The organism is Streptomyces sp. ITFR-21 (genome assembly GCF_031844685.1).
In the GTDB taxonomy this organism is placed as follows: Bacteria; Actinomycetota; Actinomycetes; order Streptomycetales; family Streptomycetaceae; genus Actinacidiphila.
Window position 1 is genome coordinate 1,888,124 of the sequence record NZ_CP134605.1, and the last position, 21,349, is coordinate 1,909,472.

The 21,349-nt window shown below is 71.2% G+C and carries 29 protein-coding genes, 1 tRNA gene and 1 pseudogene; 22 read left to right on the forward strand and 9 right to left on the reverse strand.

Annotated elements, in window-relative coordinates; translation table 11 throughout:
* The first annotated feature begins 142 nt into the window (after window positions 1–142).
* Window positions 143–547: a globin gene (locus RLT57_RS08320; protein ID WP_311296720.1), complete on the forward strand. Its 405-nt coding sequence runs from the start codon at window positions 143–145 to the stop codon at window positions 545–547.
* Between the two features lie 23 nt (window positions 548–570).
* Here RLT57_RS08320 and RLT57_RS08325 read toward each other — a convergent pair.
* The 7 genes and pseudogenes from RLT57_RS08325 to RLT57_RS08355 form a co-directional block, all read right to left on the reverse strand.
* Window positions 571–1,223: pseudogene (locus RLT57_RS08325) on the reverse strand (SDR family NAD(P)-dependent oxidoreductase); the annotation flags it as partial.
* Window positions 1,224–1,647: 424 nt separating this feature from the next.
* Entirely contained in the window at window positions 1,648–2,367 is a 720-nt protein-coding gene (locus RLT57_RS08330) for a hypothetical protein (protein WP_311296721.1), read from the reverse strand.
* The gene (locus tag RLT57_RS08335; protein WP_311296722.1) at window positions 2,364–2,786 is read right to left on the reverse strand and encodes an acyl-CoA thioesterase; all 423 of its coding nucleotides are present in this window, start codon (window positions 2,784–2,786) and stop codon (window positions 2,364–2,366) included. Before RLT57_RS08335 ends, RLT57_RS08330 begins: the two co-directional genes overlap by 4 nt.
* On the reverse strand, window positions 2,786–4,450 hold the full coding sequence (ettA, locus tag RLT57_RS08340; RefSeq protein ID WP_311296723.1) for an energy-dependent translational throttle protein EttA: 1,665 nt from the start codon (window positions 4,448–4,450) through the stop codon (window positions 2,786–2,788). The genes RLT57_RS08335 and ettA overlap by 1 nt, the downstream gene beginning before the upstream one ends.
* 350 nt (window positions 4,451–4,800) lie before the next feature.
* Window positions 4,801–5,307, reverse strand: coding sequence for a single-stranded DNA-binding protein (gene ssb / locus RLT57_RS08345; RefSeq protein ID WP_311296724.1), 507 nt, complete (start codon window positions 5,305–5,307; stop codon window positions 4,801–4,803).
* Window positions 5,308–5,559: 252 nt separating this feature from the next.
* On the reverse strand, window positions 5,560–7,428 hold the full coding sequence (locus RLT57_RS08350) for a GTPase (RefSeq protein ID WP_311296725.1): 1,869 nt from the start codon (window positions 7,426–7,428) through the stop codon (window positions 5,560–5,562).
* A gap of 5 nt (window positions 7,429–7,433) precedes the next feature.
* Window positions 7,434–9,053: a dynamin family protein gene (locus RLT57_RS08355; protein WP_311300633.1), complete on the reverse strand. Its 1,620-nt coding sequence runs from the start codon at window positions 9,051–9,053 to the stop codon at window positions 7,434–7,436.
* A 336-nt stretch (window positions 9,054–9,389) separates the two neighbouring features.
* Between RLT57_RS08355 and RLT57_RS08360 the strand changes: the two genes are divergently transcribed.
* Window positions 9,390–9,462 (forward strand) — tRNA-Arg (locus RLT57_RS08360).
* Window positions 9,463–9,646: 184 nt separating this feature from the next.
* Window positions 9,647–10,597: a tyrosine-type recombinase/integrase gene (locus RLT57_RS08365; protein ID WP_311296726.1), complete on the forward strand. Its 951-nt coding sequence runs from the start codon at window positions 9,647–9,649 to the stop codon at window positions 10,595–10,597.
* Between the two features lie 5 nt (window positions 10,598–10,602).
* Here RLT57_RS08365 and RLT57_RS08370 read toward each other — a convergent pair whose 3' ends face one another.
* The gene (locus RLT57_RS08370) at window positions 10,603–10,803 is read right to left on the reverse strand and encodes a hypothetical protein (RefSeq protein WP_311296727.1); all 201 of its coding nucleotides are present in this window, start codon (window positions 10,801–10,803) and stop codon (window positions 10,603–10,605) included.
* A 151-nt stretch (window positions 10,804–10,954) separates the two neighbouring features.
* Window positions 10,955–11,365: a hypothetical protein gene (locus RLT57_RS08375; protein WP_311296728.1), complete on the reverse strand. Its 411-nt coding sequence runs from the start codon at window positions 11,363–11,365 to the stop codon at window positions 10,955–10,957.
* Window positions 11,366–11,616: 251 nt separating this feature from the next.
* Here RLT57_RS08375 and RLT57_RS08380 point away from each other — a divergent pair, with 251 nt between their 5' ends.
* The 19 genes from RLT57_RS08380 to RLT57_RS08470 all read left to right on the forward strand — a co-directional run bounded on the left by RLT57_RS08380 (window position 11,617) and on the right by RLT57_RS08470 (window position 21,334).
* Window positions 11,617–11,907, forward strand: coding sequence for a hypothetical protein (locus RLT57_RS08380; RefSeq protein WP_311296730.1), 291 nt, complete (start codon window positions 11,617–11,619; stop codon window positions 11,905–11,907).
* Complete coding sequence (locus RLT57_RS08385; RefSeq protein WP_311296731.1) at window positions 11,894–12,163, forward strand: hypothetical protein; 270 nt, start codon at window positions 11,894–11,896, stop codon at window positions 12,161–12,163. Before RLT57_RS08380 ends, RLT57_RS08385 begins: the two co-directional genes overlap by 14 nt.
* Before the next feature lie 93 nt (window positions 12,164–12,256).
* A complete protein-coding gene (locus RLT57_RS08390; RefSeq protein WP_311296732.1) occupies window positions 12,257–12,610 on the forward strand; it encodes a hypothetical protein in 354 nt (117 codons plus the stop codon).
* A complete protein-coding gene (locus tag RLT57_RS08395; RefSeq protein ID WP_311296733.1) occupies window positions 12,607–12,912 on the forward strand; it encodes a hypothetical protein in 306 nt (101 codons plus the stop codon). The genes RLT57_RS08390 and RLT57_RS08395 overlap by 4 nt, the downstream gene beginning before the upstream one ends.
* A complete protein-coding gene (locus tag RLT57_RS08400) occupies window positions 12,909–13,496 on the forward strand; it encodes a hypothetical protein (protein ID WP_311296734.1) in 588 nt (195 codons plus the stop codon). Before RLT57_RS08395 ends, RLT57_RS08400 begins: the two co-directional genes overlap by 4 nt.
* Before the next feature lie 45 nt (window positions 13,497–13,541).
* Window positions 13,542–13,739 (forward strand): hypothetical protein, encoded by a 198-nt coding sequence (locus RLT57_RS08405; RefSeq protein WP_311296735.1) that lies wholly within the window; start codon window positions 13,542–13,544, stop codon window positions 13,737–13,739.
* Between the two features lie 136 nt (window positions 13,740–13,875).
* Window positions 13,876–14,220 carry a hypothetical protein gene (locus RLT57_RS08410; protein WP_311296736.1) on the forward strand — a complete coding sequence of 115 codons (345 nt, stop codon included), beginning with the start codon at window positions 13,876–13,878 and terminating at the stop codon, window positions 14,218–14,220.
* Window positions 14,213–14,557 carry a hypothetical protein gene (locus tag RLT57_RS08415; RefSeq protein ID WP_311296737.1) on the forward strand — a complete coding sequence of 115 codons (345 nt, stop codon included), beginning with the start codon at window positions 14,213–14,215 and terminating at the stop codon, window positions 14,555–14,557. Before RLT57_RS08410 ends, RLT57_RS08415 begins: the two co-directional genes overlap by 8 nt.
* A complete protein-coding gene (locus RLT57_RS08420) occupies window positions 14,554–15,258 on the forward strand; it encodes a hypothetical protein (RefSeq protein WP_311296738.1) in 705 nt (234 codons plus the stop codon). Before RLT57_RS08415 ends, RLT57_RS08420 begins: the two co-directional genes overlap by 4 nt.
* Complete coding sequence (locus tag RLT57_RS08425) at window positions 15,251–16,084, forward strand: hypothetical protein (RefSeq protein WP_311296739.1); 834 nt, start codon at window positions 15,251–15,253, stop codon at window positions 16,082–16,084. Before RLT57_RS08420 ends, RLT57_RS08425 begins: the two co-directional genes overlap by 8 nt.
* 2 nt (window positions 16,085–16,086) lie before the next feature.
* The gene (locus RLT57_RS08430; protein WP_311296740.1) at window positions 16,087–17,112 is read left to right on the forward strand and encodes a hypothetical protein; all 1,026 of its coding nucleotides are present in this window, start codon (window positions 16,087–16,089) and stop codon (window positions 17,110–17,112) included.
* Window positions 17,113–17,117: 5 nt separating this feature from the next.
* Window positions 17,118–17,705 carry a hypothetical protein gene (locus tag RLT57_RS08435; protein ID WP_311296741.1) on the forward strand — a complete coding sequence of 196 codons (588 nt, stop codon included), beginning with the start codon at window positions 17,118–17,120 and terminating at the stop codon, window positions 17,703–17,705.
* Window positions 17,702–18,532: an exonuclease domain-containing protein gene (locus RLT57_RS08440; RefSeq protein WP_311296742.1), complete on the forward strand. Its 831-nt coding sequence runs from the start codon at window positions 17,702–17,704 to the stop codon at window positions 18,530–18,532. Before RLT57_RS08435 ends, RLT57_RS08440 begins: the two co-directional genes overlap by 4 nt.
* On the forward strand, window positions 18,532–18,768 hold the full coding sequence (locus tag RLT57_RS08445) for a hypothetical protein (protein WP_311296743.1): 237 nt from the start codon (window positions 18,532–18,534) through the stop codon (window positions 18,766–18,768). Before RLT57_RS08440 ends, RLT57_RS08445 begins: the two co-directional genes overlap by 1 nt.
* Window positions 18,769–18,771: 3 nt before the next feature.
* Window positions 18,772–19,386, forward strand: coding sequence for a hypothetical protein (locus RLT57_RS08450; protein WP_311296744.1), 615 nt, complete (start codon window positions 18,772–18,774; stop codon window positions 19,384–19,386).
* Between the two features lie 208 nt (window positions 19,387–19,594).
* Window positions 19,595–19,732, forward strand: a complete 138-nt coding sequence (locus RLT57_RS08455; RefSeq protein WP_311296745.1) for a hypothetical protein — start codon at window positions 19,595–19,597, stop codon at window positions 19,730–19,732.
* A 47-nt stretch (window positions 19,733–19,779) separates the two neighbouring features.
* A complete protein-coding gene (locus RLT57_RS08460) occupies window positions 19,780–20,145 on the forward strand; it encodes a hypothetical protein (protein WP_311296746.1) in 366 nt (121 codons plus the stop codon).
* On the forward strand, window positions 20,142–20,984 hold the full coding sequence (locus tag RLT57_RS08465) for a DUF2303 family protein (RefSeq protein ID WP_311296747.1): 843 nt from the start codon (window positions 20,142–20,144) through the stop codon (window positions 20,982–20,984). The genes RLT57_RS08460 and RLT57_RS08465 overlap by 4 nt, the downstream gene beginning before the upstream one ends.
* Window positions 20,984–21,334: a hypothetical protein gene (locus RLT57_RS08470; RefSeq protein ID WP_311296748.1), complete on the forward strand. Its 351-nt coding sequence runs from the start codon at window positions 20,984–20,986 to the stop codon at window positions 21,332–21,334. The genes RLT57_RS08465 and RLT57_RS08470 overlap by 1 nt, the downstream gene beginning before the upstream one ends.
* The last annotated feature ends 15 nt before the right edge of the window (window positions 21,335–21,349 follow it).

Consider the following 21,349-nt stretch of genomic DNA (forward strand, 5'->3'; position numbering starts at 1 on the left):
CCAGCAGGCCCGTCGCGATCGGCGCCAGGATCCGGCCGCCGGGCCGCGTCTGCGCCAGCCACGCCGCCGCCCACCGGCCGGCCCCGCCGCCGCCCCCGACCTGGCCCGGTCGTCCGGCCGGGCCGTCTGCGACCATGGAGAAGTGACTGAGATCCCGCGCGGCACGCTCCCGCAAGCGACGTTCTACGACCAGGTCGGCGGCGAGGAGACGTTCCGCCGACTGGTGCACCGCTTCTACGAAGGTGTCGCCGGCGACACCGAGCTGCGCGCCATGTACCCGGAGGAGGACCTCGGTCCGGCGGAGGAGCGGCTGACCCTTTTCCTCATCCAGTACTGGGGTGGACCCCGCACCTACAGCGAGGCACGCGGCCACCCCCGGCTCCGCATGCGGCACTTCCCCTTCACCGTCGACAAGGCCGCGCACGACGCCTGGCTGCGCCACATGCGCGACGCTGTCGACGCCCTCGACCTGGCCCCCGAACACGAACAGCAGCTCTGGGACTACCTGGTGTACGCGGCGGCCTCCATGGTGAACACCCCCGGCTGACACCCGACCCTCCCGGAGACGGCCGGGTGCACCGCGTTGACCGTGATCCCGTCACCCGCCCAGCGGCGGTTCGCCTCCACCGCGAACCGCGAGTCGCGGTCTTGGACTGGCCGTACGCGACGGCCGGGTCGTACGCGCGAGTGCGGAAGTGGATGTCGTCGAAGTCCACGGGCGCGCGCAGGTGCCCGATCGAGATGAGGCTCACCACCCAGGCCGCGCCCACCGCCGCCAGCGCCTGACGCAATCCGGTCGCCAGTGCGAAATGCCCGAGGTGGTTGGTGGCGAACTGGAGCTTCCACCCCTCCGGGGTACGCAGCTCGGGCGTCATCATCACCCCCACGTTGTTGACCAGGAGGTCCAGCGGCCCGTCTCAGCCGGAGACGAAGGCCGCCACCGACTTCCGGTCGGCGAGGTCGAGCCTGCCGGCCCGCACTTTCCCATCGCCGGTGGACGCGGTGATGTCCCGCGCGGTCCGCTCCCCGGCCTCCTCGTCGCGTACGGCGAGCGTCACCTCCGCTCCCGCCCCCGCCAGCGCCCTGGCGGTCTCGACCCCGATCCCGGAGGCCGCCCCGGTGACGACGGCCCGCCGCCCGGTCAGATCGATACCGTCGATCACCTCGGCGTCGGTGGACTCGGCGGTGAAAGGGGTGGTGATACGACTCTGCTGCACGGTCATGGCGCGGCCTCTCCCTGCGGTACGTGTGCTCTCCGGCGTCCGGCTCTCCCGGGTTCCCGGTCCGCCTCCCAGGCATCCGCCCGGTACCGCCTCCCGGACGCCCCGAACAGGCCCGCCTACGCCCCGGGTCTGCCAGTCCCTCCTCGGAACGCGTCCCGCCCCTTGCGCCGTCCGTGTACCTCAGGCCCTCCGACAGGACCCGACCGCCCCGGCTCTCCAGCCGGACCCGGGCTTCCGGGCTTCCGGGCTTCCGGGCTTCCGGGCTTCCGGGCTTCCGGGCTTCCGGGCTTCCGGGCTTCCGGGCTTCCGGGCTTCCGGGCTTCCGGGCTTCCGGGCTTCCGGGCTTCCGGGCTTCCGGGCGGACCGTACCCGGACCAAACCCGTGGCTCGGCCCGCCGTCCGGCCGACCCCGGCCTGATTCCGCTCAGGCCGGGGAGACGGTGAGCCCCGCCCCGGCCGACGCACCACGCGTCGCCACCGAGCCGTACGCCGTGCGCAGTCGCACCCACGCTCCCGCCGACAGCACCGCCACCGTGTCGTCCCGGCCCTGCGCCGACAGGAAACCGAGCGCGTGAGCGGCGTGCACCGACCGCAACGTGACCGCCGTCCCGCCGGTCCCGGCCCGGTCTACAGGCAACGGCCTACGCCACAGCTCCTCGGCGAGCCCGTCCAGCTCGGCCCGGGTCCGCCGCTCCGGTACCAGTGCCTCGGTCCTGGCCCGGAACTCCGCCACCACCCGCGCCGCCAGCTCCCGCACCGCGGCACCCTCGAACTCCGCCTCGCGCCGCCATCCCCCGCGCGGCGGCAGCAGACCGGCCCAGGCCGGCCCGGTGACGGATCGCGGCACCCCGAACTCCCCGCCCTGCGCGGCCTCCGCCACCGCCTCCAGCAACTCCCCCGCGGAGACGGTCGCGTCCACCGCCTCCCCGATCCCCCCGCCACGCAGCGCCATGCTCTTCACCGCGAGCACGCCCCCGAACGGCGGCTGCCCGAACACCCCGAGGGCGGGCTCCTCCGCGGCGGACCTGAGCCGTACCACCGCCGCCCTGTCCCAGCGCACCAGCCGCCCGAGGAACGCGGCGAGTTCCGCCTCGGCGGCGCCATCCCCGCCGGGCCCTTCCGCGAAGCCGAGCCGCACACTCATGCGGCGACGGCTCCCTCGTCCAGGTACCGCTCGAGGAACGCCTTCTCCTCCGCGGTGATCCGCCGGGGCCGCTGCTCGGCCAGGTTGTAGGGCACCACGACCGTGGCCGCCCGCGCGTACACCGTTCCCTCGTCCTTGACCTCGTACTTCACCGTCATGGACGCGGCCGTTATGTCCGTCACCCAGGTCTCGATGACGACCGGCTCGTGCCGGTGCACCAGCGGACGCAGGTAGTCGATCTCGTGCCGCGCCACCACCGCGCCCCCGGCGAAGGTCGTCTCCCCCTCGCCGGGCGCCAGGCGGAACATGAAGTCGATCCGCGCCTCTTCCAGGTACCGCAGGAAGACGACGTTGTTGACATGCCCGAAGGCGTCCATGTCCGCCCAGCGCAACGGGCAGCGGAAGATGTGTCGTGCCATCAGCCGCGGGTCAGCTTCTTGTAAGTGGTCCGGTGCGGACGGGCGGCGTCCGGGCCGAGCCGCTCGACCTTGTTCTTCTCATAGGACTCGAAGTTGCCCTCGAACCAGAACCACTTGGCCTCACCCTCGTACGCGAGGATGTGCGTCGCCACCCGGTCCAGGAACCAGCGGTCGTGGGAGACGACCACTGCTGCCCCGGGGAACTCCAGCAGCGCGTTCTCCAGCGAGGACAGGGTCTCCACGTCGAGGTCGTTGGTCGGCTCGTCGAGAAGCAGCAGGTTCCCGCCCTGCTTGAGGGTGAGTGCCAGGTTGAGGCGGTTGCGCTCGCCACCGGACAGCACCCCGGCCGGCTTCTGCTGGTCCGGGCCCTTGAAGCCGAACGCCGACACATAGGCCCGTGACGGCATCTCCACCTGTCCGACGTTGATGTAGTCCAGGCCGTCCGAGACGACCTCCCACAGCGTCTTCTTCGGGTCGATGTTGGCCCGGCCCTGGTCGACGTAGGAGACCTTCACCGTCTCGCCGACCTTGATCTCGCCGGAGTCAGGCTCCTCCAGTCCCTGGAGCATCTTGAACAGGGTGGTCTTGCCCGCCCCGTTCGGGCCGATGACCCCCACGATGCCGTTGCGCGGCAGCGTGAACGACAAATCCTCGATCAGCACCTTCTCACCGAACGCCTTCGACAGGTGCGCGACCTCGACCACGATCGCGCCCAACCGCGGACCCGGCGGGATCTGGATCTCCTCGAAGTCCAGCTTCCGCATCTTGTCCGCCTCGGCAGCCATCTCCTCGTAACGGGCCAGTCGCGCCTTCGACTTGGCCTGCCGCCCCTTGGCATTGGAGCGGACCCACTCCAGCTCCTCCCTGAGGCGCTTCGCCCGCTTGGCGTCCTTCTGGCCCTCCACCTTGAGCCGCGACGCCTTGTTCTCCAGATATGTCGAGTAGTTGCCCTCGTAAGGGATCGCCCGGCCGCGGTCCAGTTCGAGAATCCACTGCGCCACGTTGTCCAGGAAGTACCGGTCGTGGGTCACGGCCACGACGGTCCCGGCGTACTTCGCCAGGTGCTGCTCCAGCCACTGGACCGACTCGGCGTCGAGGTGGTTGGTGGGCTCGTCCAGCAGCAGCAGGTCAGGCGCTTCCAGCAGCAGCTTGCACAGGGCGACCCGGCGCCGCTCGCCGCCGGAGAGCGTGGTGACCGACCAGTCGCCGGGCGGGCAGCCCAGCGCGTCCATCGCCTGCTCCAGCTGCGCGTCCAGGTCCCACGCGTTGGCGTGGTCCAGTTGCTCCTGGAGCTGGCCCATCTCGTCCAGCAGCGCGTCCGAGTAGTCGGTCGCCATCAGTTCGGCGATCTCGTTGAACCGGTCCAGCTTGGCCTTGGTGTCCGCGACTCCGTCCTGGACGTTCTCCAGCACCGTCTTGGTCTCGTCCAGCGGCGGCTCTTGCAGCAGCATCCCCACGCTGTACCCCGGTGACAGGAAGGCGTCCCCGTTCGACGGCTGCTCCAGCCCCGCCATGATCTTCAGAACCGTGGACTTACCGGCACCGTTGGGGCCGACCACACCGATCTTCGCGCCGGGCAGGAAGCTCAGCGTCACGTCATCGAGAATGACCTTGTCGCCGTGCGCCTTGCGCGTCTTGCGCATCGTGTAGATGTACTCAGCCAAGAGAAACCGTCCGGCATTCGAGAAGGGCCAATGTGCGGCTCCGCCGCGTGAGGGCAGATACACCCCATCTTGCCGTACGTCCACCCTCGCGGGCCAACGGGTAGCCCGGTGTCCCGGCGGCGTCGGGGCGCCGGGAAGGCCGCTGCCAGGCCGGTCCTGCCCGGTCGCTGTCGGTGACGTGCGCGGATCGGTGCTGCCGCCCACAGCACCGACCTGTCGCGGAGGTGGTCGGCCCGATCGAGTCGGGCCGGAGCGGAGCCCGGGTGGGACTTCGCGTGGACTCGGCCTCGCTCGTCGTCGCGGCCCCCACCCCCGGCCGGATGAGGTCCGCCACGTGGACGGTCAGACGGTCACAGCGCCGAGGCCGCCAGGGGCGGCGAAGGTACCCCGGACCCAGCCGGCTTCTCCCGGCCGGGACGCTTCCCGCGCCTCGGCCGGTCTTCCCGCTCGGACCGGTCCGGCCGGCCCGGATGCTCGGACCGCACGATGACAGGGGCCGTCGTCCCCCGTGTGAACCGGGCGATCCCGCGGGTCAGATCGTGTCCCACAGCCACGGCCTCGATCTCCGCGGTCAGATAGCGGCGCCCTTCCTTCTCCTCTTCTCGGATCTTCAGCCGCCCCTGCACGACGAGGGGTTCACCGAGTCCGATCGACTCCTTGACGTTCCCGGCGAGGTTGCGCCACGCGCGCACCGTGAAGAAACTCGTCGACCCGTCCGTCCACCCGCCGCGTTCGGCGTCCCAGCGGCGCGTGGTGGTGGCCAGCCGGAACCGGGTCATGGGCACACCGGTCGCGGTCAGATGGGTCTCCGGCTCAGTTGCGACGTTCCCTACTACGGTCACCAGCGTCTCGTTCATCGGGTGTCCTCCTGTCGAATCGCGCTCCCGTGCGGAACGCGCTGAGAACATCCTGCGCGAATTCCGGATGCCACAACCAAGTCATCTGAAATCTGTGGATAACTCTCTCTGTGTGGATAAATCCGTCACTCGCAGGGGTGATGGGCGGGCCGGAACGGCTCGAACGGCCCGCCCGGAAGGCCCGGACGGACCCATCCGGGGCTTGTGCCGCCGACCCGCCGCGCCGGGGCTATATACAACGCCTCCCGAATCTCAGGAATCGGCCGCGCGGGGCCCGGAAAGCCGCGGCACCGAACCCGCCACCACCGCGAACTGCTCGCGCACCTCGCGGTACCGCAGCAGCTCGGCCGCGACCGGCTCCAGCACCCCCGCCCGTCCGCAGTCCGCCGCCGCGTCCCGCAGCCGGCGTTCGGCAACCTGCCCGTAGCGCCGGGCCGGACCTCGTGCGGCGAGCCGGCAGACCGAGGTGACCAGCGGCCCGCCCACCCCGCCGACCGCGGTCATCACCAGCGGCAGCCACCAGACCAGTTCGAACGTGCCCGACACGATCGCCGCCGCGCACACCACGCCCGCCACCGCCACCGTCATCAGCAGCCACTGCACCGCACCGGCCGCCGCCCACCAGCCGGGCCGCTCCGGCACTCCCGGCCGAGACCGCTCGGCTGCCGCGTCCAGTGCTGCCGGCAGTCCCTCGCCGCCGCGCCGCGCCGCGTCCCGTACCGCCTGGGCCCAGGGAGCGGGCAGCCCGCGGGCGGCGTCGGCGGCCAGGCCCCGTACGGCTTCGTCGGTCAGCGGTCGGGACGCCGACGGGCTCGCGGGCTGCGCGGGACCGCGTCCCGCCTCCCGGCTCGCCGGCAGGGCCGTCCCGTACCGGGAACGGCCCTGAACTCCCTGTGCCGCACCGGTGTTGCCGCCCGACCCCGCTCGTTGCCCGCTCCCTCGAAAGGGTGAAACCCTGACTTTACGACTGAAACGGGAACAGCTCGCGAGACCGGTCCGTTCCCCCATCAGTCGACTCCACGGCGTGCCACACGCGTTCTGTGCGGCACCCGACCAGTCCCTCTCCGCCGACTGGCCGGCGGCGGTCGCCCCGACGGCGTCCGCGAGCCGGTCGATGAACTCCTCGCGCGCGGGATCGGTGAGGCCGGCGCCGCCCTCGCCGACGTAGAGCGGGCGGAGTCTGCTCGCCGCCTGGTCCACATCGGCCGCCAGCCGCCGCCCGGCCGCGGCGCGCTCGGTGACGATCTGGGCCAGCACGGCACGCAGGTCTCCTACGCCCTGTCCGGTGAGAGCGGACGTGGCGAGCACGACGGCTCCGGCCTCGCCGTGCTCTCCCACAGCGACTCCGTCCTCGTCGAGCAGCCGTCGCAGGTCGTCGAGGACCAGGTCCGCCGCGTCCTCTGGCAGCCGGTCGACCTGGTTGAGGACCAGCACGGTCACGTCGGCGTGCCCGGCCAGGGGCCGCAGATAGCGCTCGTGCAGTACGGCGTCGGCGTACTTCTCCGGGTCCAGCACCCAGACGACGACGTCCACCAGCCGCAGCAGGCCGTCCACCTGCTCGCGGTGACCGGCGGCGGCGGAATCGTGGTCGGGAAGGTCGATCAGCACCAGCCCGTCGAGGCTCTGCTCCTCGGCGCCCTCGGGGGTCTCACCGCCCCCGGCGGCGTCACCAACTGAACAGTGTGCCGTGCCGGCCGCCCCGGCGGGGCCCGGCGCCTGCGGGTGCCCCTGCCCGGCGTGCCGGTCCTGGGGGGCGATGCCGAGGCGGTCGAGCAGGCCGGCGGTGTGCGCGAGCTGCCAGGTGCAGGCGACCGGGTGGGCGGTGGTGGGCCGCCGCACGCCGGTCGGAGAGAGGGCGCGTCCGGCCAGCGCGTTGAAGAGGGAGGATTTGCCGCTGCCGGTCGCCCCGGCCAGGGCGACCACGGTGTGAGCGGGCGACAGGCGACGCCGTTCGCCGATGCGCGCCAACAGGTCACCGGTCTCGGTGAGGGCGTCCGGACTGAGCCTGGCCCTGGAGAGCCCGAATAGTTCACCGAGCGCGTCCGTCCGCACCGCCAGCTGGTCGCCGGCTGTCCTGCCGGCTCCGGTCGACGCGATTTCGAGTGGGCGGGTGACGGCCATCCCGGTCACCTCTCCTTCTGCAGTAGGGACAGGGCGGCGATCAGAGCGGACTGCTGTCCCGCGGTGACGTCGTAGCCACCGACGGGCGCCGCCCTGCGGTCACGTTCGGCGCGGAGGAGCCCGACCACGGTGTCCTCCAGGGCACCGCCGGCGGCATGCCGCAGCCGCAGAGCGGCCTGCGCGCCTACGGCCTCGGCAAGCCGTTCGCCTGCGATCCGTCCACCGGGCCGCCCACCGAGCAGGGCTGCGGCCAGCAGCGCGGCCGTGTCGTGCGCATCGGCGGGGGGGCGGCCGGCAGCACGTGCCGCTCGGGCCTCCGCGCGGGTGAGTTCCGTGAGGCGCCGGTGCCAGCGGCGTACACCCTTGTCGATCCGGGCCGCGACGGCCACCGCGTCCCGGTCGGGCCGCGTGGTCGGTTCGTCGAACAAATCGGCACCCGCCGGGTCGCGCCGCCATGTCTCGCCGATGCGCTCGTCGGCGGCGTCGGTCTCGGCTCGCAGCAGAGCGGCCAACTCGTCGGCCAGCGCGTGCTGGAGGGCGGCGGGGCCGCAGGCGGGATAGCCCCGCCAGTAGGTGAGCGCCTCTCCGGCCAGGGGCACGCCGGCGGCGATGGCGGCGGCGACGCGGGTGGCGGCCTGCTGGTAGGACTGCTCGGCGGCATTGGCCAACCGCAGGGCCGCCGCGTGCTGGGCCGCGGAGGCGGCGGCGAGGGCTGGCAGTCGGCGGCGCAGCGAGTCAAGGGCGCCGGTCAGCGTCCGGCGGGCGGCGCGCTGCCGGGCGGCGGGGTCCTCGGCGCAGTGCGCCAGCCAAGCACGCAGCCCGGCGACGGTGGTCTGCGGCAGGAGTCCGCCACCGCCTGCGGACTCCGGCAGTTCGGGAACGGTGAAGCGGGGTGCGTCTCCGAGCCCGGCCGTGGTCAGTATGGCGGCGAAATGGCCGCTCACGACATCGGCCACCTGATGGGGCACCCGGTCGAGGACGGTGGCAAGGGTGACCTCGTATTCCTTGGCGGTATGAAGCAGATACCAGGGCACCGCGTCGGCGTAGCGGGAGGCGGTGGTGACCAGGATCCAGATGTCGGCGGCGCAGATGAGTTCGGCGGCCACCTCGCGGTTGCGGGTGACGAGGGAGTCGATGTCGGGGGCGTCCAGGATGGCGAGGCCGCGGGGAAGGGAGTCGTCGGTCTCCACCCTGAGTTCGGCCCGTCCGGATTCCGCCCGGTCGGGTGCGTCCTCGTCGGCGCGGGACCGCTGCCGCACGGCCCAGGTCCGGGTCAGCCGGGGCAGCACCCGGGGGTCCGCGAACCAGGCGCGGTCCTCCGGGTGGCAGACCAGGACCGGGGTGCGGGTGGTCGGCCGCAGCACCCCCGAGGGGCTGACCCGACGGCCCACAAGCGAGTTGACCAAGGTCGACTTCCCGGCCCCGGTCGAGCCGCCGACCACGGCCAGCAAAGGCGCATCCGGTGCCTTGAGCCTGGGTACGAGGTAGTCGTCGAGCTGAGTGAGCAGTTCCTCGCGTGTGCGGCGGGCCCGGGCGGCCCCGGCCAGCGGGAAGGGGAAGCGTGCGGCGTCGACACGGTCACGCAGTGCGGACAGCGCGTCAAGCAGCTCGGGCCGTACGTCCAAGATCACCACAATGGCAGAATGCCCCATATTGCAGCACTTTTGAAGCGCATTCGAGGTAATTTGCCCTATTTGGCCCGCTCGGGGTACCAGTGGGGCCTACGAGGACCAGGGGACAGAACGAGCCACCGGCATAACGACTGCACAACAGCAGGATTTCGACGCGTCAAAAGCGGTGCACCTTCTGCACATGCCTGCGATTATCGGACCGCTTCACCGAACCTACACAACGTGTCACGCGGGTGAAGCGCCCGGCAGCAGGCGTGTGGCGCCCTATCCTTGACCTCGGTACAAGGTCACGGAAGAACCCAGGGGCGGAGCAGCCGCGGCCACTGTCCGGCCCCCGTAGCTCAGTGGATAGAGCAGGCGCCTTCTAAGCGCTTGGCCGCAGGTTCGAGTCCTGCCGGGGGCGCAAACACCCTCCCACCTGCAAGTTCCCCAAAGCGCAAGTCCGGGGCCGCCAAACCGCAGCGCATATCAGCCAAGCGCCCCCGCAGTGTCCGATTCCGGCGTACCGTCGTCCTCAGACCCCAGTCACCTGCACCGCCACCGCGCAGGCGACCCGCATCCCCATCCTCGTATGGGAACGGAGGACCGTGACCGGATATGACCTTTCCCCGCTGGCCGCATCCTGGAAGAGATCGCTGCGAGCCCGGAACCTCAGCGCCAACACCCAGCGGATCTACACCAGGGCCATAGACGCTTTCGCCGAGTTTCTGCTGACGTACGAACCAGAGCCCACCGACGACGGCGAGACACCGCGGCCTGCGCCGGCCGACCTGGAGGAGATCCACCGGGAGCATGTCGAGGCGTACGTCACCGACCTCATGGAGAGGACGAGCCCGGGGAACGCGCACCAGCACTTCCGCAGCTTGAGGACGTTCTTCGGCTGGCTCGTCGACGAGGAGGAGCTGATGCGCTCACCGATGCGGACGATGAAACCGCCCAAGGTCAACGAGCCCGAAGTGCCGATCATCCCCGAACCAGATCTCAAGGCACTGCTCGCCACCTGCAAGGGCACCGGATTCATGGACCGCAGGGACAGGGCACTACTGCTGATGTTCCTCGACACCGGCGGCCGACTGTCCGAGGTGATCGACCGGCGGCAGGCCGCGCTCGACCTGGACGTGAACGTGCTGCACGTGATGGGCAAGGGCGGCCGGGAGCGGCCGTTGCCGTTCGGCCGGACGACGGCGCAGGCGATGGACCGGTACCTGCGGGCCGCGGGCAAGTATCTGGGCCGCGGGCTGGAGCCGCTGGATCCGCTGTGGTTCTCGTACAAGCGCCGGGACGCTTTCCAGATCTGGGGTATGGAGCACATGCTGCGGCGTCGCTGCGCCGAGGCTGGCATCGAGCGCGTTCACCCGCATCAGTTCCGGCATTCGTTCGCACACTCCTGGAAGGTGAACGGGGGCAACGAGGACGCGCTGATGCGGATCATGGGGTGGCGGTCGCGGGAGATGCTGTCCCGGTACGGGGCGAGCGCGGGGGAAGCGCGCGCCCGCCTCCAGCACCAGGAGTTGAGCCCGGGAGACCGGCTCAGGTAGAGCAGTCAGGAGGGCCCGGCGTTCCCCTTGCGCCGGGTCCACCGGCCGCTGTCGACTGCCTCCTGCCAGACAGCGGCGAGCGCTGCTGTGATGTCTTCCGGCGATGCGGTGAAGTCGATCGCCAGGTCGTACACATTCACTGTGTCCCGGAGGACGACAGGACATCCCTCGTCGAGGTGCACAGCTCGGACACGTACCTCGGTCACTCGGCCCCCATTCCCGGGCGCGCGCAGCATCATTGGTTCGCACGCCCGTTCGATCGCGCGAGGTGCGCTCACTCTACGCTGAGGGGTACAGCATTGCAGTCACCCGTTCGGGTGTATCTCAAGCGAAAATAGCACTAGCGGGTTTGTTCGATTACTCCTCGTCAGGCTCATCTTCTTCCCGAGATTTACGGACGAATTCCCCAACTCGCCTGGTGTCACGCGGAGTGACCCCGGTGCGTCTGGCCACCCTGATCACCTCGTCATCACTTCCCTCGCTGACACCCGGGTCCACCGCCTCCCACCCGAGATACTGCCGCGCCGCCGCGGCCTGGACTCGCGCGAGGGGGAGTCCGAGGCCGGCTGCGACGGCCCGGATGAGGCTGGGGTTCATCTTCACGTCCTGCGCTGTGCCGATCCGGTGCAGCAGATTTCGGGACGGGCGGTAGCCGGTCTCCGGGTCGGCGGACCGGTCGGAGAGCTGCTCGTAGGTGAGGCCGCTGCCTCGCGTGCCGGCGGCGTCGGCGACGAGTTGCGTGAGGGTCTCGGCGTCTCGAGTCGTCATGGCGTCCAGGCTCCAGCCTGCGCGACGCGGTCCGGGTGTGTCGGCTTCACCCGGGCGGGGAGGTGCCACGCGCGCACAAGACCATTGTCCACATCTTGTGATGGTGATGACCATCCGGCCTGCGCAAAGAGGCTGAAAACCGGGGGGCGTGTGTACGCATAAGGGGATTTGCCGTGTTCGCTTGACGCGGTGGGCAACTCTACGCTTAGCTATCCCCATCCCGAGACGGGGATGAGACCGGAGGACAGCACGTGCACACCGACAGGTACCGCCTGCACGACGGGCCGCTTCTGCGGCGGCTCATGGAATGCCCGCCGCCTGGTGGGCAGATCCACACCGTGCGGTCCCTGGCAGCGGCAACGGGACTGTCCTACAGCAAGATCCAAAAGCTGATCACCGAGGACCGGCCCACCGCCACCCTCGCCGAGGCGGACCGCATCGCCCGCGAGCTGCGCGTGCGCCGAAAGGCACTTTTTTCGCCATCATCATCCCCATCCCAGGATGGGGACACCAGGGAGGAGACACCTGATGGACCCCGCTGACCGCACGCTGCGCGCCCGGCTCGGAGCCCACACACAGTGGGCGAACGAACTCGACCCGGTGGGCCGCACCGCGAAGGCGCGCGCCGCCGCCGACGACCGGTTCGTGAAGCAGGCCCGGGAGAAGCACCCCGACGCAACGGAAGAGCAGATCGCGACGACGGCCGAGCACCTGCGCAAGGCGCACTACGTGCGGATGGGCCTGGCGTCGGCCGCGGCCCGCCGCCGGGGCGCCGCCGGCCAGACGAAGGCCGCCTGACCTACCCCCGACGTGACGCAGGGCCGCCCGGCCAGGGGCGACCCCACTGGCGTCACGCCTCCTGATCAACGACACAAGGAAGAGGCGAGAGCCTTGAAGAAGAACCCTACCTTCGCAGACCAAGTCCCGGTGTTCCTCGGCTACGTGGCCATCGCTGCGGAGTTCCCCGACCTGCCGGACGTGTACGTGACGACGCCGGGGACGCACGACCTCGACATTCAGGCCACCAACGCTGGTGACTTCGAAGCGTGGCGGTCGGCGTTGAACCTGTCGCCGGACGGCGTGAAGATCGTTTTCTTCCAGGGGAGCCGGTGGCTGGCCGTGCGCGGTGTGTGGCGTGGGCTGTCGGTCAACCTGACGACGCACGGTGTGGACATCCCGGCGGAGCCGGAGGACGTGGCGCCGGTGGGTCTGCCGTCGGAGTGGGTCGCGGCGGTGTCGGCATGAGCTTCAACGCCACGTTCTTCCTGTCGGCGCACGCCTACGCGCAGGCCACCGGGATGCCGAATCCGGTGCTGTACGTGTACCCGGACGGCGGCTACACGGGGAGCGTCAACTTCCAGATCCCGAACGGGGTTTCCCTGGATAAGCAGGTGAAGATCGCTGAGTCGATCTTCCGGGGGGCGAAGGCTTTCCGGGACGCGGTCGTGGCCGACGTTCACCGGCAGCGCACCGCCGAGGATGAGTTGGCTGAGGCGCGTGCGGAGATCGCCCGCCTCAAGGCCGACGCCGAGGACGGTGCCTCGTGACCGCCCCGCTGAGCGAGCAGCGGCTCGCCGAGATCGCGGCCCGGGTGGCCGCCGCGTCGGCTGGCCCGTGGATGGCCGACGGTGCGGAGATCTATCGCGCGCCGTGGGGCTACGTCGTCATTGACCTGTGGGTCGGCGAGATGCTGCGCATCGACGATCAGGGCGGCAGCAACGCGGACGCCGAGTTCGTCGCCCACGCCCGGACCGACGTGCCCGTGCTGCTGGCCGAGGTCGAGCGGCTGACCCGGCTCGTCGCCGCGATGCACCGTGCAGCCAGGGGCGATGACGCCCCCGTGCTGCTCGGTCTGGTGGACGACGTAGCGCTGACGCGGGATGCGTTCCTCGCGCAGCAGTCGAAGGCGGCGACGTTCGAACGGCTGCTGACGATCGAGAAGGCCGAGAAGAAGCGGCTGCTGACGCTGCTGCACGACGTGCAGAAGATCGCCCGCGACCGTGGGGCCGAGGCCAAGGGGCGCCGGATCCACGGTGAGGAGCTGGCCGCCCGCGTCGCCGAGCTGGAGGCGGAGCGGGCGAAGAACCCGCGGACCGCGCAGGACGCCGCCGGGGCGGGTGAGCTGTCGTGAACTGGCTGCCGTTGAAGCCCAAGCCGAAGCTCGGAGGTGGTTTCCGTGGCTGATCCGAGTGCTGACCTCGCTTTCCTGCGGGCCTTGCTCTACGCCCTGCTCGCGGTGGTGACCCTGTTCGCCGTCAGCCAACTCGTCGCCGTGCTGGGCACCGTCTCCGCCGCCGGGCGGGCCCGTGCCGGGCTCGCTGCTCTGCTGCTGGCTCTGGTGATCGGCCTGGCCCCGACGCACCGGGAGGCCTGATGTTCCCGTCGTGGTTCTGGCCCGCGATCTACGGGTGGGTCTGCCTGTGCGGCGCGTGCGTTGTGGCCTGGTGCCTGACGGATGCCCGCGCCCGGCGCCACCGCAAGTCCACCAACCGCAACAACAGGGGGGACCGATGAACGGACCCGAGCACTACACCACGGCCGAAGAGCTGCTGCGCAACGAGGACACCACCGTGTACGAGCTGCGGACCGGCCCGGACGACGACCCCCGCCCCGACGTGGTGGCCACCTACACCACGGCCCTCTCCGCGATAGAGCACGGCGAGGCCCTGTATCAGGCCAAGCACGGCAGCGCCGACGCGCTGGAGTGGCCGGTCACCGGCACCGACTCCGCGCCCCGGTGGCGGCTGGAGGCCGTGGACGGGATGGACGGCGAGGAGATCCTGACGGACTGGCACGTCGTAGCCGTCACGATCCCGGCCGCGTACATCCCGGCGGGCGGTGGCGCCGATGTCTGAGCCGCGCCTGCACGGCGTCACTGCCACCCCGCGCCCCGACGGCGCCGACCTCCACGTCGACACCTACCTCCGCACCACTCTGCACGACCTCATCGGCCTCCTCGACGAGCGGCCCGACCTCCTGGACGACCTGCTCGACCTGTACGCCGACCCCGCCCCCGCGCAGGACCGGTTCGCCCCGGCCCGGCCGGACCGGGGTGACGAGCTGGTGGAACGGCTCCTCACCGGGCTGCGCAGCACGATCCGCCTGTACGGGCCGGACGCGCAGCAGCTGGGTGCGGACCTGGACCGGATCACCCGGGCGCAGGCTGCCCCCGCGCGGGGTGAGGCAGCATGAGCGCCCGCGATGGACTGCTCCGGCACCTCACGGGTCAGTCGCTGTGCCCGCCGCCGCGTCCTGCCGAGGAAGCGACCGGACTGCTGGCCGAGGCCGCCGACGAGTTGGAGAACCTGCTCGCCGAGCACGAGTCCGGGAACGCCCCGGAGATCGTCTTCCAACGTGCGGTGGCGGGGCTCTACCGGCAGTGGCGTGACGAGGCTGGGAAGGACGCCCGTGAGGGCGAGTCCATCGAGGTCACACCGGACTTCTTCCAGCCCGGCCGCGAGACCCGCGCCGCCGCCCGCGAGGCGCTCCGCGGACTGACCGGCGGCGACGCCGCCCCTAGGTGGCGGGTGGTGTGGACCGACGACGAGTACCCCACGGACATCGGGCCCGTGTGCGGGGACCCCGACCACGAGCCGACCGATGGCAGCGCGTACAGCTGCTGCCCGGAGCCGATCATCGAGATCGGTGACGAGGCCCTGGCCGCGTACCTGGTCGCGCTGCTCAACCAGGACCGCACCCCTCCGGACGGCCCGGTGCAGTACGGCATCCGCCACGGTAACGGCGAGGTCCAGCCGGTGGGCGGCGACCGCCAGTACGCCGCCGGAACGCGCGCCAGAATGCGGGCCACCACCGACCCTGACGCCGTACTCGTCCAGCGCACCATCACCCCCGGCAGGTGGACGCTCGTCGGGAGCGAGGCGCCCCGTGACTGACCCGCGTCTCGCGGTCGCCACCGAGCGGGGTCGCTACTACCGCGACCCCGCCGGGGGCCCCGACCTCATCTCGGTGACCAACGCCCTGTCCGCCATCCACAAACCCGCGCTCGTCCCGTGGGGCGCCGGGCTGGTCGCCGATCACATCATCACCGCCCCGATCGAGACCGCCCGCCGGGCCCGCACCGAACCCACCGCGCTCCGCCGCGAGCTGGTCGCGCTGCCGTTCCACAACAGCGAGCGGGCCAAGAAACTCGGCACCCGTGTTCACGTCCGCGCGCAGCAACTCGTCCTCGGCACGCCGTACGCCGCCGACCCGGAAGTCGAGCCCTACGCGCAGCAGCTCGCCCGCTGGTTCCGGCTGTGGCGCATCGACTTCGAGCGGGACATCGAGGCCGTCGAGTCCACCGTCTTCAACCGGAAGCGCGGGTACGCCGGAACCGGCGACCTGTGGATCTGGCTCCCCACCGGCCCGCACGGCCGCCGGCAGCTCTGGCTCATCGACTACAAGACCAGCGCGAAGAAGCCGGCCACCACGGTCTACGACGAGCAGCCGCTCCAGCTGGCCGCGCTCCGGCACGCACCGCTGATCATCCTGCCCGACGACACCGAGGAACCGGCGCCGAAGGCCGTGCGCACCGCGCTGCTCAACTTGCGCCCGCGGTCGCACCGCCTCATCGAGGTGCCCTCCGGCCGGACCGAGTTCGCCGGGTTCCTCGGCGCGCTGGCCACCACCCGATACCTGCACTCCGCACCCGCCGCCAGCGCCTACCCGACGGTCGTCCCGTCGTGGGCGCCGACCGCCGCCGACCGAAAGGCAGCCTGACCGTGGGCTCCCGCCTGAAGAACATCCAGGCCCGCGCCGCCGAACATGGGCGCCTGCGCACCGGCTACACCCAGGGCAACCGCCCCGTCCGCTCCGCGACGTTCGTGGTCACCTCGCACTCCGAGGAGCACGTCCGCAAGGCCGCTGAGCTGTGGGGCGGCGCTCCCGAGCAGTGGACGCCGCTCAACTCCAACATCGCCCAGTGGCGCGTCATCACCACGGCGTCGTCCATCGAGGCGCTGATCACGCCGGGCGACCCTCTCAACCAGTACAACGAGCTGTGGACGGGCGGCGGGTGCCAGCGCCGCTGCGACGGCGAGACCGAACTCCTGACCCGGCAGCCGTGCCTGTGCGCCCGGCAGTTCGGCGAGGACTGGCACCAGCAGAAGAAGGGGACCGTCTGCTCCGCAACGTCCCGGCTGAACGTCATGCTGCCCGACCTCGCCGGCATGGGCATGTGGCGGGCCGAGACCCACAGCTTCTACGCCGCCGCCGAGTGGGGCGGCATGGTCGACATGGTCCTCAAGGGCACCAACGGGGACGGCTTTGTGCCGGTGACGCTGCGGATCGAGCCCCGCCAGGTGGTGCGGGCCGGGAAGACCACGAAGTTCCCGGTGATCGTCGTCGAGCTGCGCGGGGTCACGCCGCGGCAGGCCCTGGCCGGGCCGCTGTCGACGGCCACCGCTCTGGACCCGGCGGCGGCTGGACGCCCGGCCCTGGAGGCTCCGCGGCCGGACTACGCCGCGGAGGCCCGCGCCTGCCGGACCGTCGAGGATGCCCGCGCGGTGTGGCACCGGGCGAACCGCGTCGGGCACGTCGCCCGGGACGGGTCCGACCCGCTGTCGCAGGAGCTGGTCAAGATCGCCGACGACATCGGCAAGGGCATCGACACCCGCACCGGCGAGGCGCCCGCTGACGAGCCGGGCCCGGACGACGAGGGCGTGTACGACGTGGAGATCGTCCACGACGACGAGCCGCCCGCCGCATGGCCCGAGGTCGCCGCGCCCGGAGCAGGGGCCGCGCGATGAAGCCGATGATTCCTCTCCGCGCGGGAGCGCGCTTCGGCCGACTGACGGTCACCGTCGACCGCAAGCTCGGCGACAAGCGCATCCAGTGCATGTGCGACTGCGGCAACGAGCACTCGGTCATTCCGAAGGAATGGGGTCGTACCCAGTCCTGCGGCTGCCTCCGCCGCGAGTCGAACTCCGCCCGCAACACCACCCACGGCATGAGCAAGACCCGCGAATACGGCATCTGGAACCACATGCGCGAGCGCTGCCAGAACCCCGGGGATGACGACTGGCCCGAGTACGGCGGTCGCGGCATCACCGTCTGCGAGCGCTGGCAGGACTTCGCCGACTTCTACGCCGACATGGGCCCCCGTCCCACGCCGGCCCACTCGATCGACCGCATCGACAACAGCCGGGGTTACAGCCCCGACAACTGCAGGTGGGCGACTCCGAAGGAGCAGGCCAACAACCGCCGTGCGCGGCGGCTCAGCCCGGCGTGTGGAAACGGTCACCTGTTCACCGCGGAGAACACCCGCATGTACCGGGGCCATCGGGTGTGCCGGACCTGTCATCGAGAGAACGAGCGCGCACGAAAGGCGGTCACGGCATGACCATCCCCTGGCATCAGCAGCGGCTCGCCGCCCTCGACTTCGAGTCCTCGGACAAGATCCCGCAGACGGCCCGCATCGTCTCCTGCGCTCTCATCCTCGTCGGCGGAGGCCAGCCCACCAGCACACGCGAGTGGCTGCTCAACCCCGGGATCCCTATGGAGCCTGACGCGATCAAGACCCACGGCATCACCGACGAGTACGCCGCCGCGCACGGCAAGGACGCCAAGCAGGGCGTCCACGAGATCGCCCAGGCCATCGCCGAGGTCGTCACCGCAGGTGTCCCGCTCGTCGGCCACAACCTCGGCGGCTACGACCTCAACCTGCTTAACCACGAGTGCATCCGGCACCTCGGCGACACCCTCGAAGGGATCTGCCAGCAGCCGCTCACGCAGGTCATCGACTCGATGATCCTCGACTGGTACGCCGCGCCGTACCGGCAGCGGGTGTCGCCAGAGCAGGGCCCGTACGAGATGAAGACCACGGCCCAGACCTATGGCCTGGGCTGGGATGACGACAAGGCGCACGGAGCGACCTACGACGCTCTGATGTCGGCCCGCGCCGCCTACAAGATCGGCTCCATCGCCCACACACCGCGTGGCCAGCGCCCGGAATGGGTGCAGCAGTTGCGGAACCGGCGCGGCCCGTACGAGCGGTTCGACCACCTGGCCGGAATCGATGTCGCCGAACTCCACCGCCGTCAGGCCGTCTGGGCTGCCGACCGTGCGGCCGGGCTCCAGGAGCACTTCCGCAAGACGGACCCGACCGCTGTGGTCCGTGGCGAGTGGCCGCTGATCCCCGCGCCGACCGACGGCGGGGTGACGAGCTGATGTCCGTCACCCACATCGTCCTCACCCTCGTGGTCGGCGCCGCTGCCGTCATCGTCCTGATGGGCACCCGCGGCTACCGGCCGGTCGCGCCGACGCCGGATGCCGAGCCCGGCCACATGGTCACGGCGACCCGGTACTGCCCGGTGGAGCTGCGGTCCCGTACGGCGGTCGTGCACGCGGACGGCTCGGCGGAGTGCCTCGACTGCGGCACCCTCATCCTCGCCCGGGAGGTGTGAGCGATGCAGCTCGCCCTCGGCACGCCGACCCCGGCCGCCCCCGCGGCGGCCGGGCCGGGCCCCCGGCCCCTCGTCATCGGCCTCGACCTCAGCCTTCGCTCCACCGGATTGGCCGGCGCCGACTGGACCGACGCCATCCGCACCACCACCGTCCTCACCGGGCCAGCCCGGATCACCTACCTCCGCCGCGAGATCCGCGACCGCGTCAAGGCCGCGGACCTCGCCGTCATCGAAGGCCCGTCGCACGGCTCGGCGCTCCAGACCGGGCACCACGAGATGGCCGGCCTGTGGTGGGCGGTCGTGTGCGACCTGCACGCGGCGGGCATCCCGTACGCGGTCGTGCCGCCGGACTGCCGCACGATCTACGCCACCGGCAAGGCGCGGTGGGCCGGGGAGAAGAGCCCGCAGGTAAAGGGGCGGGTGCGGGACGTGGTCCGGGAGCGGTACGGCGTGGAGTGCGAGGGGCCCGCCCGGTACGACCGGGCGGACGCGTTCATCCTCGCCGCGATGGGCCTGGATTGGCTCGGCTACCAGCTCGCGCTGGTGCCGGTGCCGTCCTGCTCGCGCGGCATGGACGGCGTCACCTGGCCCGCCGTCGTCCCGGTGGTGGCCCGGTGACCGGCCGCCGGCAGGTCGTGGACGCGTGGCTCCTAGTCGTCGCCGAGCCGGCCCCGGCCGCGGACTTCGCCTGCTGCATCTGCCCGTACACGGCGTCCGCCGGCGGGCGCCGCCGGGATGCCGCGGCGGTCGCCGCATTCGTCGCCACGATCCGCAGTGATCACCGGGCTGTGTGCCCGGCCCTTCACCCCGAAAGGACCCACGCCGCATGACCGCTACCTTCACCGCCCGGTATGAGGGCTGGTGCGCCGAGTGTGGCGCCGAAATCGAGCCCGGCGACACCGCGGGCTACCTCGATGACGAGGTCTGTTGCGAGGACTGCGTCGAGAGCGCCGCCGAGGACTGACCTGCGGCCCGATCACCTGCACCACCAACTCAGAAAGGTCCGCCCACATGACCACCACACCCGAGCGCACCGGCGAGATCGTCGACCTCGCCACCTGGCTCGCCGGCCACCTCAACGGCCGCACCGTCGAACAGCTCAGCAACGAGTTCCACCAGCTCCTCGACGCCGTCCGCGAACACGGCAAGAAGGGCTCCCTCACCATCACCCTCGTCGTCGAGCCGGCCGCCAACGGAGTCGAGAGCGCGCCCCTGCCGATCGGCGTGGAGTCCACCGTCAAGGCGCCGAAGGCCATCGCGCCGAAGGCCCTGTACTTCCTCGACCCGGACGGCAACCCCGTCCGCGACGACCCCCGCCAGATGTCCATCCCCTTCCACACCGCCCCCGCCACCACCACTTTCAAGGACGCCCGATGAGCAGCACCTACGACAGCACCCTCCTCCGCGCCGCCACCGGCGACGGCGTGCAGGCCATCATCACCACCGCCCAGCAGGCCGCCGCCCCCGCCGAGCTGACGATCGGCAAGGTCTACGCCGTCCGCACCTCGACCGGCGTCGAGCGGATCGACCTCACCGGCGAGCAGTACCGCGACCTGCCCAGCCGCAAGACCGGCACCACCACCGTCCGCGACGCCATCAGCTTCGACGCCTACTGGTCCAAGCACGCCACCGACGACAGCGAGATCTACGCCGACGCCGACCAGCTCAGCGTCACCGCCGTCCTCGACGCGCACAGCGAGACCGCCGCCAACTGGTCCGGCCACCGCCTGCACCTGCGGCTGCGCGAGACCGACGCCTGGAAGGCGTGGACCGCGCTCGACGGCAAACTCCTCGACCAGGAGCAGTTCGCCGAGCACATTGAGGACCGCCTGCCGGAGATCCTGGAGCCGGCCGCCGCCGACATGCTGGAGATCGCCCAGTCCATCAGCGGCACCGTCAAGGCGGACTTCGCCTACGGCACCCGCCTCGCCACCGGCGCCCGGCAGTTCCAGTACACCGAGACCGTCACCGCCAAGGCCGGCCAGAAGGGCACCCTGACGATCCCGGAGACCTTCGTGGTCGGGCTGATCCCGTTCGAGGGCAGCGAGGGGTACCGGCTCACCGCCCGGCTCCGCTTCAAGATCGAGGGCTCCAGCCTCCGCATCGGCTACCGCCTCCAGCAGCCCGGCGACCTCCGGCGCACCGCGTTCGCCGACGTGGTGAAAACGATCGCGGAGCAGATCGAGACGCCGATCCTCAACGGCACCCCCGCCTGATGGCCACCCGCACGCGCCGCACCCCGCCCCCGGCCACCACCGGCCCGGCCCAGTGCGGCGCGTGCGGCGCCCCCGTCATCCGCCAGGTCGTCGGCCGCGTCGCCGCACTCACCATCACCGCCGACACCACCCCCATCCCGCGGGCCGACGAGCACCGGCTACGCGAACCCAACCGCCTCACCTGGTGCCTCACCACCAGCCGCTGGGCACCCACCGAACTCCGCTGGCGCTGCACCGAATACACCACCCGCTGCGACCACCAGATCGTCATCGAACACCGCTGCACCACCCCCCGCCGACCGCCCGCCGACCCGCAACAGCCCGCCGCCGCACAGCCGAGCCTGTTCTGAGCACCAGGAGACCCG